At 35.5% G+C, this 16235-nt stretch carries 13 protein-coding genes; all 13 read left to right on the top strand.

What is annotated here, in order from left to right; translation table 11 throughout:
* The first annotated feature begins 17 nt into the window (after window positions 1-17).
* Complete coding sequence (locus ACO1PF_RS10545; RefSeq protein ID WP_423189017.1) at window positions 18-2351, top strand: TIM-barrel domain-containing protein; 2334 nt, start codon at window positions 18-20, stop codon at window positions 2349-2351.
* A 646-nt stretch (window positions 2352-2997) separates the two neighbouring features.
* Window positions 2998-3906: a nuclease-related domain-containing protein gene (locus ACO1PF_RS10550; protein ID WP_423189018.1), complete on the top strand. Its 909-nt coding sequence runs from the start codon at window positions 2998-3000 to the stop codon at window positions 3904-3906.
* A 416-nt stretch (window positions 3907-4322) separates the two neighbouring features.
* Entirely contained in the window at window positions 4323-5867 is a 1545-nt protein-coding gene (locus tag ACO1PF_RS10555) for a flavocytochrome c (RefSeq protein ID WP_423189019.1), read from the top strand.
* 370 nt (window positions 5868-6237) lie between these two features.
* The gene (locus ACO1PF_RS10560) at window positions 6238-6783 is read left to right on the top strand and encodes an FAD-binding protein (protein WP_423189020.1); all 546 of its coding nucleotides are present in this window, start codon (window positions 6238-6240) and stop codon (window positions 6781-6783) included.
* A 627-nt stretch (window positions 6784-7410) separates the two neighbouring features.
* Window positions 7411-8139, top strand: a complete 729-nt coding sequence (locus ACO1PF_RS10565; protein ID WP_423189021.1) for a PHP domain-containing protein — start codon at window positions 7411-7413, stop codon at window positions 8137-8139.
* Complete coding sequence (locus ACO1PF_RS10570; RefSeq protein WP_423189022.1) at window positions 8140-9090, top strand: ATP-grasp domain-containing protein; 951 nt, start codon at window positions 8140-8142, stop codon at window positions 9088-9090.
* 335 nt (window positions 9091-9425) lie between these two features.
* Window positions 9426-10049, top strand: coding sequence for an acetyltransferase (locus ACO1PF_RS10575; RefSeq protein WP_423189023.1), 624 nt, complete (start codon window positions 9426-9428; stop codon window positions 10047-10049).
* A gap of 573 nt (window positions 10050-10622) precedes the next feature.
* Window positions 10623-11714 (top strand): EpsG family protein, encoded by a 1092-nt coding sequence (locus ACO1PF_RS10580; RefSeq protein ID WP_423189024.1) that lies wholly within the window; start codon window positions 10623-10625, stop codon window positions 11712-11714.
* Window positions 11715-11831: 117 nt separating this feature from the next.
* Complete coding sequence (locus ACO1PF_RS10585; protein WP_423189025.1) at window positions 11832-12572, top strand: YveK family protein; 741 nt, start codon at window positions 11832-11834, stop codon at window positions 12570-12572.
* 12 nt (window positions 12573-12584) lie between these two features.
* Window positions 12585-13307, top strand: coding sequence for a CpsD/CapB family tyrosine-protein kinase (locus ACO1PF_RS10590; protein ID WP_423189026.1), 723 nt, complete (start codon window positions 12585-12587; stop codon window positions 13305-13307).
* A gap of 337 nt (window positions 13308-13644) precedes the next feature.
* The gene (locus tag ACO1PF_RS10595) at window positions 13645-14652 is read left to right on the top strand and encodes a GNAT family N-acetyltransferase (protein ID WP_423189027.1); all 1008 of its coding nucleotides are present in this window, start codon (window positions 13645-13647) and stop codon (window positions 14650-14652) included.
* 53 nt (window positions 14653-14705) lie between these two features.
* Window positions 14706-15530: a glycosyltransferase gene (locus tag ACO1PF_RS10600; protein ID WP_423189028.1), complete on the top strand. Its 825-nt coding sequence runs from the start codon at window positions 14706-14708 to the stop codon at window positions 15528-15530.
* Window positions 15531-15578: 48 nt separating this feature from the next.
* Window positions 15579-16202, top strand: a complete 624-nt coding sequence (locus ACO1PF_RS10605) for a sugar transferase (protein ID WP_423189029.1) — start codon at window positions 15579-15581, stop codon at window positions 16200-16202.
* The last annotated feature ends 33 nt before the right edge of the window (window positions 16203-16235 follow it).

Below are 16235 nucleotides of genomic sequence, written 5' to 3' on the forward strand. Positions count from 1 at the left end.
TGAATGGGAGTGTACATATGTCAAAACAAGAAAAGAAACTCAAAAACGTCATCGAAGGCAACACTTACCGATTTACAGTCGTCACCAATAAATTACTACGCATGGAATATTCTGAAGAGGGCCTGTTTGAAGATCGTGCAACACAGATCGTAAAGAACAGAGATCTGGGTGATGTGGATTTCGAACTCAAGGAAACCCATAAAATGCTTGAAATCATAACTGAGTCATTTCACCTGCGTTACGTGAAAGAAAAAGAGTTTTCTCCAAAGAATCTGTCAGTTGATGTAAGATACAACTATACCAATTACACAAATAGATGGTATTATGGTCAAACCATTCCAACTTTGAAAGGCGCCTTGAGAACGGTCGACCGTGTGGATGGTGAAGCAGAACTGGAAGAGAGCATTATTTCCAAATACGGTTATGCCACACTCGATGATTCCAAATCATTTGTCTTTGACGAGAACAACAATATAAAAGTCAAAAATCATACACAGACGGACGTTTACTTCTTTGCATACGGCAGAGAGTACCTGAAAGCCGTTCAGGACTTTTACCGACTTTCCGGTCATCCACCATTACTGCCGAGGTATGCATTAGGCAACTGGTGGAGCAGGTACTGGAAGTATTCAGAGGAGTCTTATTTAGAGTTGATCAATACGTTCGAAAAAGAAAAAATCCCTTTATCTGTCAGCGTGATCGATATGGACTGGCATTTAACAGACGTACCCTCAAAACACGGTAGTGGCTGGACAGGTTATACGTGGAATAAAGAATTGTTCCCAGATCCCGATAGATTTTTAAAAAAATTACAGGATAAGGGATTGGCCGTAACCTTAAATGTTCATCCGGCAGATGGCATCAGAGCTTTTGAAGAGCAATATGAGGTGGTCGCGGATAAGTTGAATCTGAATACAGCCATAGAAGAACCGGCTGATTTTGATTTGATGGATGAAGATTTCCGCCAAGTGTATTTTGAAGATGTCCATCATCCCCTAGAAGAACAAGGCGTAGATTTCTGGTGGATCGATTGGCAGCAAGGCGAGTTCAGCAGCAGCGACATCGATCCGCTGTGGCTACTCAATCATTACCACTTCGAGGACATGAAAAAACGTAACAAAGATGAGTTGATCTTATCGCGTTATGGCGGTCCGGGTAGTCACCGTTATCCTGTTGGCTTTTCGGGAGATGCCATTATTACGTGGAACTCTCTGAAATTCCAGCCATATCTAACGGCAACGTCATCAAATATCGGCTATACGTGGTGGAGTCATGATATCGGCGGACATTATAAAGGGTATAAAGATGAAGAACTGACGCTACGATGGTTCCAGTTCGGTGTGTTCAGCCCTATCAACCGTCTGCACAGCTCCAACAGTGCTTTTTCGAGTAAAGAGCCTTGGAAGTACAGTGGTGTCATCAGGAAAAACATGACGTCATTTTTACGCTTACGCCATGCATTGATCCCGTATTTATATACCTTTAATGTTTTGAACAACGAAGAAGGGATACCGGTGATTCAACCAGTTTATTATAAATGTCCGTTAAAAGAAGCGGCTTATGACATTAAAAATGAGTATTTCTTTGGGAGCGAGCTGCTTGTCTTACCGATAACAAGCAAAAAAGACGAAGAAACGGTTTACGGTAGTGAACTCTTTTACTTCCCGAAAGGTCACTGGTTTGATATATTCAGCAACTTTAGATACAAAGGGGAAGCTAAACTCAAAGTATTTAGAGATGAAATGACCATTCCGGTATTTGCCAGAGAAGGCAGCATCATACCGTTGGATCCGAATCCGACCCAAACAGATGCCCATGACCTGCCAGAAGATATGGAATGGCTGATCTATCCTGGCAGAGACAACACATTCGAATTGATTGAAGATAGCAACCATCAAAGAGCGGTCACAGCCTTTAACCTGAATTACTCAGATGGATCCATCTCTATAGCAGTAAATGATAAGGCGACTATTTTACCTAAAGAGCGCAAACATATCATTCATTTCAATGCCTCAAAAGAAATTGGAGTTGTTGAAGTGCAAAACGGTGAAGTGGTGGAGCGGTCGTTTGATCCAGAGCTGAATAGAACTTCGGTCACCGTTGTGTCAGACAACAACGAAAAAATGACCATCAAATTTGAGGATTTCAAAATGATCAAAGAGCAGGATATCAATAATGAGCTATTCAAACGTCTCGATAAAGCGCAAGTGGGTTATAAATTGAAAGACTATTTATTGAACACTTTCAACAATAGCTTATCTGACTTCAGCTTGATGGCACTCATCAATGAGCTGGAAGAAGAGCATCTAAGTCAATCTTTATTTGAACTGTTGTATATCAAGAACAGTTGACCATTATCAAACGTATACGAAACCGTTAAAGATTAAATAAGAGTTTTTGGTTTTAAAATGAGCTTATATGAAACAGGCCCCCATTCACGAAATCGGGGGCCTGTTTTTCTTTTTTAGATTAACTTTTAACAATTAATAATGATGACGAGTCCTGTGGATTGAGTTGAGGAGGTGTGTGTCGAATAGAACTGGAACTAAAGAGCCGTTCAGTCTAGTTGGCAAGCGCAAGTATTTATTGAACTATAGTTAAACATGATATAGGTTCAGTTTAGATCGTTCATGTTAGTGGGAACTGGAGCTAACAACAGTCTAGATGAAGTTGAATATAAATCGTAAGGCTGAACTCTATCTAAACGCTGACTAAATGAAGTTGGCCAGTCAATCAATCTACCGAACTAACGCTAGCCAGATCATAAATAAAGTCCACGCCACACCGAGGGCACCTTACTCAAAATAGAGACACCTGAGTGACTATCCTAAACGATTACTATTGTACATATCAATATAGAAAAGATGAAAGGTAGAATAATCTGGCCTGGCCAGATTAAACATCTTGATTTTTAAAGAAGTTGAGACCTGTTTTCATGAGTAACTGATTCTTTTAACAGTATATATAGTAAGACTTACCAATAGATGGGGTGATTGTATGATCATTAAAGAAAGAGAAGAGCCATATGCGTTAAAAGTAATGACGTCACTGAATAATCGCATGACGCTAACACAAAAACAGAAAAATTATTATTCGTCTTTGGTTAAGGGTCTGGAAGGTGAAAAACAGTTTGACTCGATGATTGCTCAGCTATCCTGTAATTATTTCTACCTTAAGGATTTGACCTTGAAGACTAACCGAACCTATTTTCAAGTTGACTCCTTGCTCATAAAAGATAACACGGTACATTTGTATGAAGTAAAGAATTATGAAGGTGAATACACCTTGGAAGATAATAAGCTGATCAACTTTTCGTCGAATAAAGAAATCTTGAATCCGGCTATACAACTTGAGCGTTCCAGTACTTTGTTGCGTCAACTTCTGGATGATAGAGGTATCGATTTGAAGCTAGACTCACATATCGTTTTTGTGAATCCAGAGTTCATTCTTTACCAGTCATCACGTCATCAAAGCTTTATCTTACCTGGAATGCTCAGAAAGCATCTGAACGAGATAAATAGAGAAAACCAGTTTCTCTCAGATAACAATAGAGAATACGCTGGTATACTCTGTGGTGAGCACCTATTAGAAACGCCTTATACCGACTTGCCTGATTATTCATTTGAGACGCTGGAAAAAGGATTCCTGTGCTTTAAATGTTCTGAAGAAATCAAGGAACTAACAGGGCGCAAATCTATCTGCAGAAAGTGTGGATATAAAGAGGCTGCTCGAATAGCTGTATTGAGACATGTCCATGAATATTTTCTTTTATTTCCGAATTGTGACATTTCAACACATGTAATACATAAGTGGTGCAATCAGATACCCTCCACTTATACTATTCGGTCTGTTCTAAAGCAGAATTACGAAGCTCAAAAATCAGGGAGATGGACAGTGTACAGTTGAATATCACGACAAAAAATAGCCTGTCGCAAAAACTTTTTGATGAGATAACTGGAGCCCTGACATCGAATAGGGTGTCAGGGGAATGAAAGATATGATCATAGTAAGAAAATCATCCTCAATGCTCTGTCTGTATTCAGAACAGGATATTTTATAGAGTGACGACCGGTCTTATTCAATTATTAAAAATAACAATGAAACAATTAAAAAGTAATACTTAAATTTCTATGACTTGATTTGCATGAAAGTGTGCTGATCGAAGTGAATAGAAAATGAGTGTTGCTTTTTTATCGATCGATTTTGTTGAAGTTTCACGCTTCTCTCATAGTGTTAACGCTCGCTTTTTAATGAAGCAGTGTTCAGCATGTGATACCCTGTATATAGTGAAAGCAATCACATATAAAAAAGGGGATGCAAGAATGAAGAAGAAAGTTATTATAGGAAGTATGTTAAGTATTTCTCTATTGTTATCAGCATGTAATGAGTCAGATAACGCGACTGCGGATGATACAGCTGCAAAAGATACGACGACTGAAACAGAGCAGTCAGACACTGAGAACATAGAAAACGACGCCGTAACCTCAGCTACATATCGCGAGTATACTGATATCGAAAATTTAGAAGACAGCTATGATGTCATTATCATCGGATCCGGTGGCGCAGGACTTGCAGCGGCTATTGAAGCCAAAGATGCCGGAGCGAACCCTGTCGTGTTTGAAATGATGCCAGTTGCAGGTGGCAACACCAAAAAATCTTCTGCCGGTATGAACGCTTCGGAAACAAAATTTCAGGAAGCCGCAGGTATTGAAGACTCAAATGATGCCTTTTTTGAAGAAACATTAGCTGGCGGTAACGAAACAAACAATGAAGAATTACTGAATTATATGGTCGGTCACTCGGCTGAGTCCATCGACTGGTTGGACTCAATCGGTATCACTTTAGATAATCTGACCACTACAGGAGGCATGACCGTGGAGCGTACACATCGTCCATCCGATGGTTCTGCAGTGGGAGAATACCTGGTCAACGGTTTACTGGACAATATCGAAGAACGTGAAATTCCATTGTTTGTCAATTCAGAAGTAACAGCTCTCCTGGAAGAAGACGGGAAAATGACTGGCGTAGAAGTGTTGGTCAATCAGACAGATGAAAGAACGATCAGTGCAGAAGCGGTTGTGGTCGCAACAGGTGGTTTTGGCGCCAATTTTGATATGATTGTTGAACAAAATCCTGATCTGGAAGGCTACGTCACAACCAATCACGAAGGAAGTGTAGGAACGGGGATCGAGATGATTTCGAGCCTCGGTGGGGATGTTGTGGATATGAAGGACATTCAAATCCATCCGACCGTTGAACAATCTTCTGGTTACCTGATCACCGAAGCTGTTCGTGGTGAAGGAGCTATCTTGGTTTCTGAAGAAGGCACACGTTTTACCAATGAGATGGATACGCGTGATAAAGTTTCAGCAGAAATCATTGCATTGCCTGAACAAAAAGCGTACCTAATCTTTGACGATGGTGTGAAAGAAAGAGTCCTTGCAATTGAAAAATATGAAAATGAAGGTTTTGTCGTTTCAGGAGAGTCGATCGAAGAATTAGCAGAAGCTATGTCCTTGGACGCAAGTAGTCTGAAAGAAACCGTTGACACATGGAATACAACTGTGTCAGATGGAGAAGACGCAGAATTTGGCCGTACAACAGCCATGGACGAAGATCTGTCAACAGGTTCGTATCATGCGGTTGAAATTGCACCGGGAGTTCACCATACAATGGGTGGCATACGCATCAATACGATGACAGAAGTCTTGAAAACGGATGGAAATAAAGTTGACGGCTTATATGCCGCTGGCGAATTGACAGGCGGTATACACGGATCAAACCGTATCGGCGGTAACGCAGTCGCTGACATCATCATTTTCGGTAGACAAGCAGGAAAACAAGCAGTAGATTATTTAAATAATTAAGTTATCTAAACAAAACAACAAGAGGCTCTAATAATATTGAGGCTGCTGAATAACAGTAGTGTAATTCAGGTGAAAGATTCATAACATTTAATAAAAAAAAAGGACAGGAAAATTGATTATTCACCTAGTGAATGATTCGATTTTCCTGTCCTTTTTAAATTTTCTTTGGTTGATAAGCGTCTAAATCAAAGGTAGTATTTCAGCCAAGCATATGGTACCCTCTTTTTAGTGAAAATAATCACAAACATGGGAGGAGACGTTTATGGATATGAGCGATATTCAGATTCATCCAACCGTAGAACAAGTTTCAGGGTATTTGATCACAGAAGCCGTTTGAGGTGAAGGAGCCATCCTAGTTTTTAAAGAAGGTGTGCGTTTTACCAACGAAATGGACAAACGAGATAAAGTTTCAGCGGACATCGTTGCTTTGCCTGAACAAAAAGCATACTTGATTTTTAACGACGGTGTCAAAGAAAGAGTCCGTGCGATTGAATATTACATGCACGTAGGATTAGTTGTTTCAGGCGAAACGATTGAAGAATTAGCAGAAGCCGTGTCTCTGGATGCAGGAAGTCTGAAAGACACGATTGAGATATGGAAGAAAACTGTGGCAAAAGGAAAAGACGCAGCATTTGGCCGTACGACAGACATGCATGAAGATCTGTCAATAGGTTCGTATCATGCCATTGAAATTGAGCCAGGCATTCACCATACAATGGGTGGCGTAAGTATCAACACCAGGGCAGAAGTTTTGAAGGCGGATGGAAATAAAATTGACGGCTTATATGCCGCTGGAGAATTGACAGGCGGTATTCACGGATCGAACCGAATCGGCGGTAACGCTGTCGCTGAGATCATCATTTTCGGTAGACAAACAGGAAAACAAGCAGCAGATTATTTGAAAAAATTAATTTAATAGGACATATTAGCGAGAGCTCCTGGTAATTTTTCAGGGGCTTTTATTATGTTCAGGAAAAATTTGTTGATGAATTTGTTTACAAAGTAACGAAAAGAGCGTATCCATATATAAGACTTTTCACTATTAATTTTTTTTAAAATAATGTACTCTCTAGACAGAGAAATAAGAGATGCGTAAGATTATACTTTCTCGGGCGATAGAATAAGTGAAACACTATTAAATAGCCATTTCTAGTTAGGAAGTGAATATTGAGGTGTATAAAAAATCTTCAGAATAATACTTGTTCAAAAGGAGCTTAAAGATGTATTACTTTTCAAATAATTGATAATCTATTATTATTAAAGTAAGAAGACGTAAAAAAAGATATATCCTTTTAGCGAAATCTCAGTGAGTGATTGATACTAATTAATCATTTAGTTTAGGATTATCTAATAGAGGTGAAGATAATTTTTTTAGAGTTCTGATAGAGTGAAAGAAAAGGAACAAATTATTATCAATCCATCTTTCAAATGCATACTTTTTTATCGAAACTAATAAATTAGGATAATTTATATTTAATTAGGTAAAAAAAGATAAGGTGTTTGAAAGTCGTATTATTAAAACAGAAGAGGAGGTAAGTAAATTATGAGCATATCCTTTATTAATTTTAATGAATTAAAAGATAACGACATAACGTATGATTTTCACATTCACACTAATCAGACTGATGGACAGGATTCTATTGAAACAATGATCAAAGCCTCTATAGAAAATGGTTTGAATAAAATTGCCTTTACTGAACATGTTAGAATCGACACAGATTGGTTTGACAGATTTGCTGAGTCTGTTAAAGAGACTGCCTCTAAGTATCCAGGTATTGAGGTCTTAGTTGGAGCTGAAACAAAAGCTTTAGACAACTATGGTAACTTAGATATTTCAGAAACTATTATAGATAAAAGCGATATAATCTTAGGAAGTGTCCATCGCATCCCGGATGGTAGGGGAGGGTTTCTTGATTTCTCCGCTTTATCCCCACAAAAGCTAGCAGAGATTGAATTTGAATTATCGATAGGTATGCTTCGAAATTCTCCTATTAATGTACTAGCTCATCCTGGGGGTATGTATTCTTCCAGATATGGTGGATTTCCAATTGAGTATTTCAAAGAATTAATGATGCTAAGCAAAGAAAACAATAAAGCTATTGAATTAAATTCTAGATATATAAAAAATGCATATGATTTTTTATATTCTTGTGGTGAAATCAATCCAAAGATATCTATAGGTTCAGATGCTCATAAAGCAGAAAATGTAGGCAATTGCACAAAATTATTAAGCCAATTTCAATATGTTGATTTTCAAAAGGAGAGAATTTAAATGAAAATTATGGTCAGTGGAGCAGGAGCAGTTCTTGGACAAGCCATTATAAAATCAATCAAGGCATCAAAACTTAAAGCAAGTATAATTGCAGTTGATCCTAGTCCGTTAGCTGCGGGTTTATACTGGGTTGATCAACATTATATAGTGCCAATGGCTAATGATGCAGAGTATATAACTAAGATATATGAAATATTAGATATCGAAAGGCCCGATATAATAATGATCGGAACAGATATTGAATTGACTGTTTTTGCTAGAGCAGGAGAAAAAATCGAGAGAGAATATGGAACAAAAGTACTGGTAAGTCCTGAAAATGTAATTGAAATAGCAGATGATAAATGGTTAACGTATAAATTTTTAAAAGAAAATCATTTGGAGTATCCAGAATCTAGATTACCTGGTGAGGAACAAGCGTTAATTGAAAAAGTCGGATTTCCATTGATCGTGAAACCTAGAGTAGGTGCTAGATCTGTGGGGGTAACAAAAGTTAATGACCATAAAGAATTATATGCAGCACTGGAAATAGTAAATAATCCCATCATTCAGGAATGTGTGGGAACAGATGATGAAGAGTATACAGCAGGAGTAGTTGTTTTTGATAATGCTGCCAAATCATCTATCGTTATGAAAAGAGACTTAAGGGATGGCAACACGTCGAGAGCTTGTGCAGAACCCTACACAGAAATCAATGACTATTTAGAGAAGGTGGCAGTAAAATTAGGTGTATATGGCCCCGTTAACTTTCAATTTAGAATTTCAGGAGATAAAGTGAAAATATTTGAAATCAATGCAAGATTTTCAGGAACTACTCATTTTCGAACATTATCAAATGTTAATGAAGTTGAAATGTGTGCAGACTATTTATTGAATCATAAAGAGATTAGGCAGCCAGAAATCAAACCTATACAGATTCTACGATATTATGAAGAAACGGTCATACCAAAGTAATAAAGTGAATATAACAAAGTAATGATACACTTTGTAGTGTGAAGCACTGGCTTACTAGACATCTTTCATATGAAATTAAACCCTTTTCAGCAGTGAAACATGCTTATATACATACTATTTTCTGTTTGTGCCTTTATTACTAATATGTTCTTAGAGGCAAGAAGATTATATAAGTAGTTGTTAAGATAAAGTTGTTAAAGAGATGGACACTTCATGTCGAGTCAGAGTAATAGTGTTTATGAATTTAACCTAGAGTCTATGAATAAAATGTCTAATCAGTATATTTTAGATGCTAAATAAAAAAGAAGTACTGCTTCAGAAAGGAAGCTCTAATTATGATAAAGAGGCTTATAATTATTGGTGCCGGTGGCCATGGAAAAGTAGTCGCTGATATTGCAATGAGAATGAAAAAATGGGGAAAAATCTCGTTTCTAGACGATGATGAATCAAAAAAGACATGCATTGGATTGAAAATCATTGGTAAGATTGAGGATGCTTTAAAATATAAAGATGAAGCAGATTTCTTTGTTGCATTCGGAGATAATAGTGTTAGGCAAAATTTTCAAGTTAAACTTGAGAAAGAAGGTTATTCTATTGCCAAACTCATTCATCCAAGTGCAATTATAGGTATGGAAGTGAGTGTGGACAATGGCACAGTAGTAATGGCCGGAGTAGTGATAAATTGCTTAAGTAAAATAGGTAAAGGATGCATAATCAATACTAGCAGTAGCTTAGATCATAATAATACTATTGAGGATTATGTGCATATTTCACCAGGAGCTCATTTAGCGGGAACGGTGCGAATCGGGACAGGTAATTGGATTGGAATGGGTTGTGTTATTAGCAATAATGTTAATGTTTGCAAAGGCTGTTTAGTTGGTGCTGGAGCCGTAATTTTAAATAATATAAATGAAGCAGGAACTTACGTTGGAGTTCCGGTAAGTAAAATCGGTCAATAAGAAATCACTGTATTGACTACAAAAAGCGATGGTCTCCAAAATACTTTCCTGATTTTAAACCAACATTTTGGAGACTCAAGTGTTTATAATTGTAATCAAATTTATAGTTTGTAGTCAAAAATATTAAGATTAAAAGCTTATCACATGAACGATTTTAAAGGTATCATATATTTATAATGCTTATCTTTTTACTTTTAAATTAAATATGCTATACTTTTTTTATTAGTTTTACCCCTCTGTTTTTCCCTTCAATATGTAGGTTTTTCTCCGAAGTATTCTATCTAGAGTACTTTTTACACATAATAATAACTTCAAGTCCTCAAATATCCTATCTTAATCTTATACCCTTCATTAAAAAATATTACTTTCACCTCAACACTCCTTAATATAGTCCTTTAACCTCTCTTATTTTTACATCTTTTATGTATAAAATATTCATCATACCTCCCCTTATAATCATTCTTCTAAAGTTATTCACTTCACTTAAAACCCTGATTAATTTTTCAATACACCAGCGTCATACTTTTTTTGATTTATGAATCTTCGCATTCTCAAATATTAGGAGGGAAGGCAATGATTTACTATTTTTTAATTGTTTTTTGGGTTGGAGCTAATCAAATGAGACTGAATAAGACAAATAGCTTTCAGAAAATTCAGTACCCTCTAATAGGGACTATGTTCATTTTGATGACGACTGTTTCATTAGCTATACCAATTACGACTGATATGACTCGTTATTTAACCCTGTTAAATATTAGCCGGTTACAAAGTTTACCGGATATTCTCAGTAACACCCGATTTGAACCAGGTTATATTACTTACCAATGGTTTATCTCACAAATATCTACCTCTAAAAATGTATTTATGATTTTATCAATGTCTATAATGTGGCTCATTATAATATTTTCACTGAAGAAAATGTTAGTACTTACTGAGATACCGATGATCATGTTAGGATATATCAGTTTTTTCTATTTTTATAATTTTTCGACTAATACCTTACGTCAGGGAATAGCAGCACCCCTTATACTCTTGACAATAGTGTATATAGGTAGAGAAGAGAAAAAAAGTGGGTTATTTACTTTCTTGGTTGCAATATCTTTTCATACAACAGCTATAATATCGTTATTAATTTTTATAATAAAAAAGTTTAATATTTCACTTAAGACCTTAACGATTATTTATATTATCTCTGCAGGTATAATGATAACTGGTTTAAATCGTATCTTATTGATGAGTGTAAGCGGGATCGTCGGAGGAGGGATGGAAGAAACAGTAGGAATATATTCTTCAAATTCTACAATCAGCGATTATGGAGCGACAAATCGAATTGATTTTTTGTTATTTACAACAGTATGGGTTCTCTGGGGAATAGGTTTTAGACATTTTTATTTGAAAGAGAATGTATGGTTTGAGTGGATCCTTAAAGCCTATATAGCTCTCAGCAGCATCTATCTGTTATTTGGATTCATAGCTTTTTCTGATAGGATGGCGGCTTATCCATGGTTTCTAATACCTATTCTATTGTTTTATCCTTCACTAAATATAGAATCGAAATTCAAGAATGTTTGGATTGTTTTTTGCTTGATGATTTGCGTTGTTTTATTTTTCTATTTTAATGTATCAGATTTATATACTCCTTTAAATCTTTTTTATTATAAATGAAATACAGAGGTAAACAATGATATGAATGCAATCAACTCATTAATTTTAATGCACTGAACTTTATTGTATTAATCTCAGTGTAGAATATATAAGATTACTTATTCATAGGAGGCTGTCATGAAAGAATTAAGTATATTTGAACTATTAAAAATCATATTTAGGTATTGGAAGTTTGTTATTGCATGTGTTATTGCATGGACAGCACTGGCAGCAGTTATTATATTTTTTGTTATTACACCTCAATATAGTTCATCTACACAAATATTAGTAAATGAGTCAAGAGAAGGTGAAATCATTCGAGGAAGTGATATCGAGACCAATTTAAGATTAATCAATACCTATAAAGATATCATTAAAAGCCCAGTAATTTTAGATGAGGTAAGAGCAGAATTAAATACAGATCTTACACATGAACAACTATCAGAAAAAATAAAAATGAGTAACCAAGATAATTCTCAAGTTTTTATACTTGAAGTCACGGACGAGTCTCATTCAAAAGCTGCTAGTATTGCAAATACGATTAGTGAGACGTTTGAAAATAAAATAGGAGAAATAATGAGTATTGAGAATGTTACAATCATTTCAAGTGCGGTAGCTAAACCTGTACCCGTTTTTCCCAATAAAGTATTAAGCATACTGATCAGTATGGTCCTTGGTTTAGCTAATGGTATTGGCTTAGCTTTTTTGCTCTACTCTTTAGATAATACGATTAAAGAGGAAAGCTTTATTAATGAGAGACTCGGTTGGATTTCATTAGGCCAAATTGAAGAACTACCCTATAAAGAGTTTAATCACCTTGACAGCAGACAGAGAGTAGAAGAACCTTCAAATCCTTCTGCTCTAAGAACTAGGTTATAAGGAGGAACAGTCATGCATGTGATCAGGAAAAAGCAAAAAAATAGTAATAGGTATTCAAATTTAGTAGTAGATAACAATCCTAACTCAAGTATATCTGAACAATTTCGTACTATACGAACTAACTTACACTTTTCAATGATTGATCGTAAATTTAAAACGATTGTCATTACTTCTGCCGGTCAAGGAGCAGGGAAATCCTTTGCTGCTATAAATTTAGCTGCGACCATAGCGTCAGAAAATAAACGGGTATTATTAGTAGATGCTGACTTGAGAAGACCAACCGTAAACCGTACATTTCGATTGAACAATTATTTAGGGCTGACGACTCTTTTGGCTGACAAGGATTTGTCGGCAAGTAAAGTGATTCGATATAATCGAAATACCAATTTATATATTCTCACCAGCGGAGCGATTCCACCCAATCCATCTGAACTGTTAAGCTCTGATAGAATGAATGAAATCATGAAAGAGTTGGAAGCAGATTTTGACTTAATCATTTATGATATGCCACCTGTGCTGGCTGTGACTGATGCACAAATTTTAGCAAGCAAAGTAGATGGTACTATTTTTGTCTTACCTAAAGGACAAGTCACCGAAGAAGATGCGATGAAATCAAAAGAACTGCTTGATATTGTAGGAGCAAGAGTTATAGGCGCTATATTTAATAGAGTTAAAAAGAAAAACAATGATTACTATTATCAAAGTATAAAAGAAGAAGATAATGGAAGTTATTAAAAATATAAGGTAAGTCAATATTTAGGGTGAATAATCATTATTGAAATTATATTACTTAACCTTGATATAATTTTAATAATACTTATCTTTAGGTTAAATATGAATTTATATATAAATATAAGTAGAATATTACTCAAAATAATAGCCTTCAACCAAACCTCAAACCAAACCTCAAAGCAAACCTCAAAGCAAACCTCAAAGCAAACCTCAAAGCAAACCTCAAAGCAAACCTCAAAGCAAACCTCAATACGTTTAGTAGTAACCCCCACATTTTATTCTAACATTTATAAAATATCTCGATTTTAAAATTGCTTTCACATAATTGGAGTGATCTTAGATGAATCTTTATTTCAATGAGAAATACGGAAAGCTTTATGAGAAACATGAGAGAGCAGAAGTAGTAACTTTTGTTTTTGAAAATGAACATGGGAAAATAACCCATATGTTTATGAAAAAAGAAATACCAATCAAGGTTAATAATACCATTTACTACGATGTATTTACTCCCTATGGGTATGGTGGACCTTTAATTTTGAAAGCTAGTAATATAGATCAGCTCATTAGAGATTATCAGACTGCTTTTACTATATATTGTAAAAAACAAAGAATTGTTTCGGAGTTTATTAGATTTCATCCAATTGAAAACCAGAAGATGAGAGAGCAGTTTAATGGACAAGTAGATTACGTTGGTCCACAAATTGTGAGAGATTTGTCTGATCCAGTAGAAGAGAATATCTCCAAGAGGACATTAAGATATTATAGAAGAAATAAGCATAGAGACATAAAAACTGTTTATGATTCTAGCGGAACATATTTAGATGGATTTTTAGAAATATATTATTCCACAATGGAAAAGAATAATGCACAGGAATATTATTACTTTGACCGGCAATTTTTTGAAAATTTGAATATAGAATTGAAAGATCATTATGTCTATGTTCATATTTTTATGGATGATTTAATCATTGCAAGCGAATTGATCCTGTTTGGAGAAACTTACTCCTATGGATTCTTAAAAGGGACGAGAAAAGGCTATTATGAAATGAATCCCAATATAAATATGGAAATTGACGGTATAAAGTTTCTGAAAGAAAAAGCAATTAAGTATTATATATTGGGAGGAGGTCATAAAAGCGAAGATGGCATTTACCAATTCAAGAAAAAATTTGCTGAAAATAGTGACTATCATTACTATATAGGGAAAAAAACTCATGATTTAAAGACCTACGAAAAGCTAGTCAAAATAAGATTTAATACAAACGCTATTCCTCAGAATATTTTATTTTTCCCCGCTTATCGAGCTCCCGCTTCTCACTTAGACACACCTATTTTTTCCAACAATTAATTAAATCAAATTACCAAAGCAGCATAAAAGGAGCATTACAGGAGGTAAAAAATATGAAGATTTCAGTGGTTATGGGTATATATAATTCCGAAAAAACATTGAGAGAAAGTTTGGATTCTATGGTGACACAATCCTTCCAGGATTTCGAAATCATAGTTTGCGATGATGGATCACAGGATAATACACTTGCTATAGCTCAATCATACAAATCTTTTTTTCACAACAGGCTGACTATTCTTGTAAATCCTGTTAATAAAGGACTAGCTTATTCTTTAAACAAATGTCTGGCAGTAGCCAAGGGTGAATACGTTGCTCGAATGGATGCAGATGATATCGCGATGCGCAACCGCTTTGAACTTCAATTGAATTATCTAGATAATCATCCGGATATAGCAATGGTAGGATGTAGTGTCTTACTTTTTGACGATAAAGGAATTTGGGGTACACGAACTTCAAAAGAATCACCGGGAAAAAAAGATTTTCTTAAAACATCTCAATTTGTACACCCCACAATATTAATAAGAAAAAAAGTTCTTACTGATTTGGACGGATATGCCGTTGAAAAGTCAACTTTAAGAGCTGAAGATTATGATTTGTTTATGCGCTTCTACGCGGAGGGGTACAAAGGGAGCAACTTACCAGACACGTTACTACTTTATAGAGAGGATGCCTCTACTTTTAAACGCCGTTCTTATAACAACCGCTTTGATGAGATGAAAGTGAGATATAGAGGTTTTAAACGAATGGACCTTTTGCCTTTAGGATTTCCTTACGTTATCAAACCCTTAATAGTGGGACTTATTCCTCAAAGAGTTTTAAAGATTTTGAGACGTGAACAACATACTCCGCTACTTAAAACGATGAAGGTGAAATCCTGAATTGGTATAGTAGAATAAAATAATATTTTGAACAAAGGAGAGATACTTATGAACTATTATAAATGGAAAAGTATTTTAGATTTTCAACTTGCACTAGTACTGTTGTTCATCAGCTCTCCCATTCTAATTATAGTTTCACTCTTAATTAAGTTGGAGGATCCATCGGGTCCTGTCATTTTCAGACAACCTAGAATAGGTAAGAATAAAAGGGTTTTTACGTTGTATAAACTTCGAAGTATGAGAGTGGAATTATATAAAGATGGAAAAGAGCTGTCAGACTCTGAACGGATGTTGCGTTCAGGAAAATTCATTCGAAAAACAAGCTTAGATGAACTTCCTCAACTGGTTAATATTTTAAAGGGAGAAATGAGCTTTATTGGACCGAGACCGCTTACTGTCAACTATTTACCCTATTATACTGAACGTGAGAATCAGAGACATGATATTAAACCTGGTATAAGTGGCTGGGCACAAGTCAATGGTAGAAATAGTGTGAATTGGGAAGAAAAGTTTGAACTTGATCTATATTATCTTGACAACATGTCTATAAATTTGGATGCTAAGATACTTTTCCTTACTATAAAAAAAGTTTTAACAGGCTGTGACATAATTGAATCAGGACAAAAGACAAATCAGAGTTTTATTGAATATCGCTTGAATCAGAAAGTCTAATTTTTTTGATCAAATTGAATAGAGAAAAGAGGA

The sequence above is a fragment of the Alkalibacterium sp. f15 genome (genome assembly GCF_049389645.1).
In the GTDB taxonomy this organism is placed as follows: domain Bacteria; phylum Bacillota; class Bacilli; order Lactobacillales; family Carnobacteriaceae_A; genus Alkalibacterium.

Coding starts and splice junctions, on each gene's coding strand:
- ACO1PF_RS10570 (WP_423189022.1), top strand. CDS start 8,140: ATGAAAATTATGGTCAGTGGAGCAGGAGCAGTTCTTGGACAAGCCATT.
- ACO1PF_RS10555 (WP_423189019.1), top strand. CDS start 4,323: ATGAAGAAGAAAGTTATTATAGGAAGTATGTTAAGTATTTCTCTATTG.
- ACO1PF_RS10600 (WP_423189028.1), top strand. CDS start 14,706: ATGAAGATTTCAGTGGTTATGGGTATATATAATTCCGAAAAAACATTG.
- ACO1PF_RS10545 (WP_423189017.1), top strand. CDS start 18: ATGTCAAAACAAGAAAAGAAACTCAAAAACGTCATCGAAGGCAACACT.
- ACO1PF_RS10595 (WP_423189027.1), top strand. CDS start 13,645: ATGAATCTTTATTTCAATGAGAAATACGGAAAGCTTTATGAGAAACAT.
- ACO1PF_RS10580 (WP_423189024.1), top strand. CDS start 10,623: ATGATTTACTATTTTTTAATTGTTTTTTGGGTTGGAGCTAATCAAATG.
- ACO1PF_RS10585 (WP_423189025.1), top strand. CDS start 11,832: ATGAAAGAATTAAGTATATTTGAACTATTAAAAATCATATTTAGGTAT.
- ACO1PF_RS10605 (WP_423189029.1), top strand. CDS start 15,579: ATGAACTATTATAAATGGAAAAGTATTTTAGATTTTCAACTTGCACTA.
- ACO1PF_RS10575 (WP_423189023.1), top strand. CDS start 9,426: ATGATAAAGAGGCTTATAATTATTGGTGCCGGTGGCCATGGAAAAGTA.
- ACO1PF_RS10550 (WP_423189018.1), top strand. CDS start 2,998: ATGATCATTAAAGAAAGAGAAGAGCCATATGCGTTAAAAGTAATGACG.
- ACO1PF_RS10565 (WP_423189021.1), top strand. CDS start 7,411: ATGAGCATATCCTTTATTAATTTTAATGAATTAAAAGATAACGACATA.
- ACO1PF_RS10590 (WP_423189026.1), top strand. CDS start 12,585: ATGCATGTGATCAGGAAAAAGCAAAAAAATAGTAATAGGTATTCAAAT.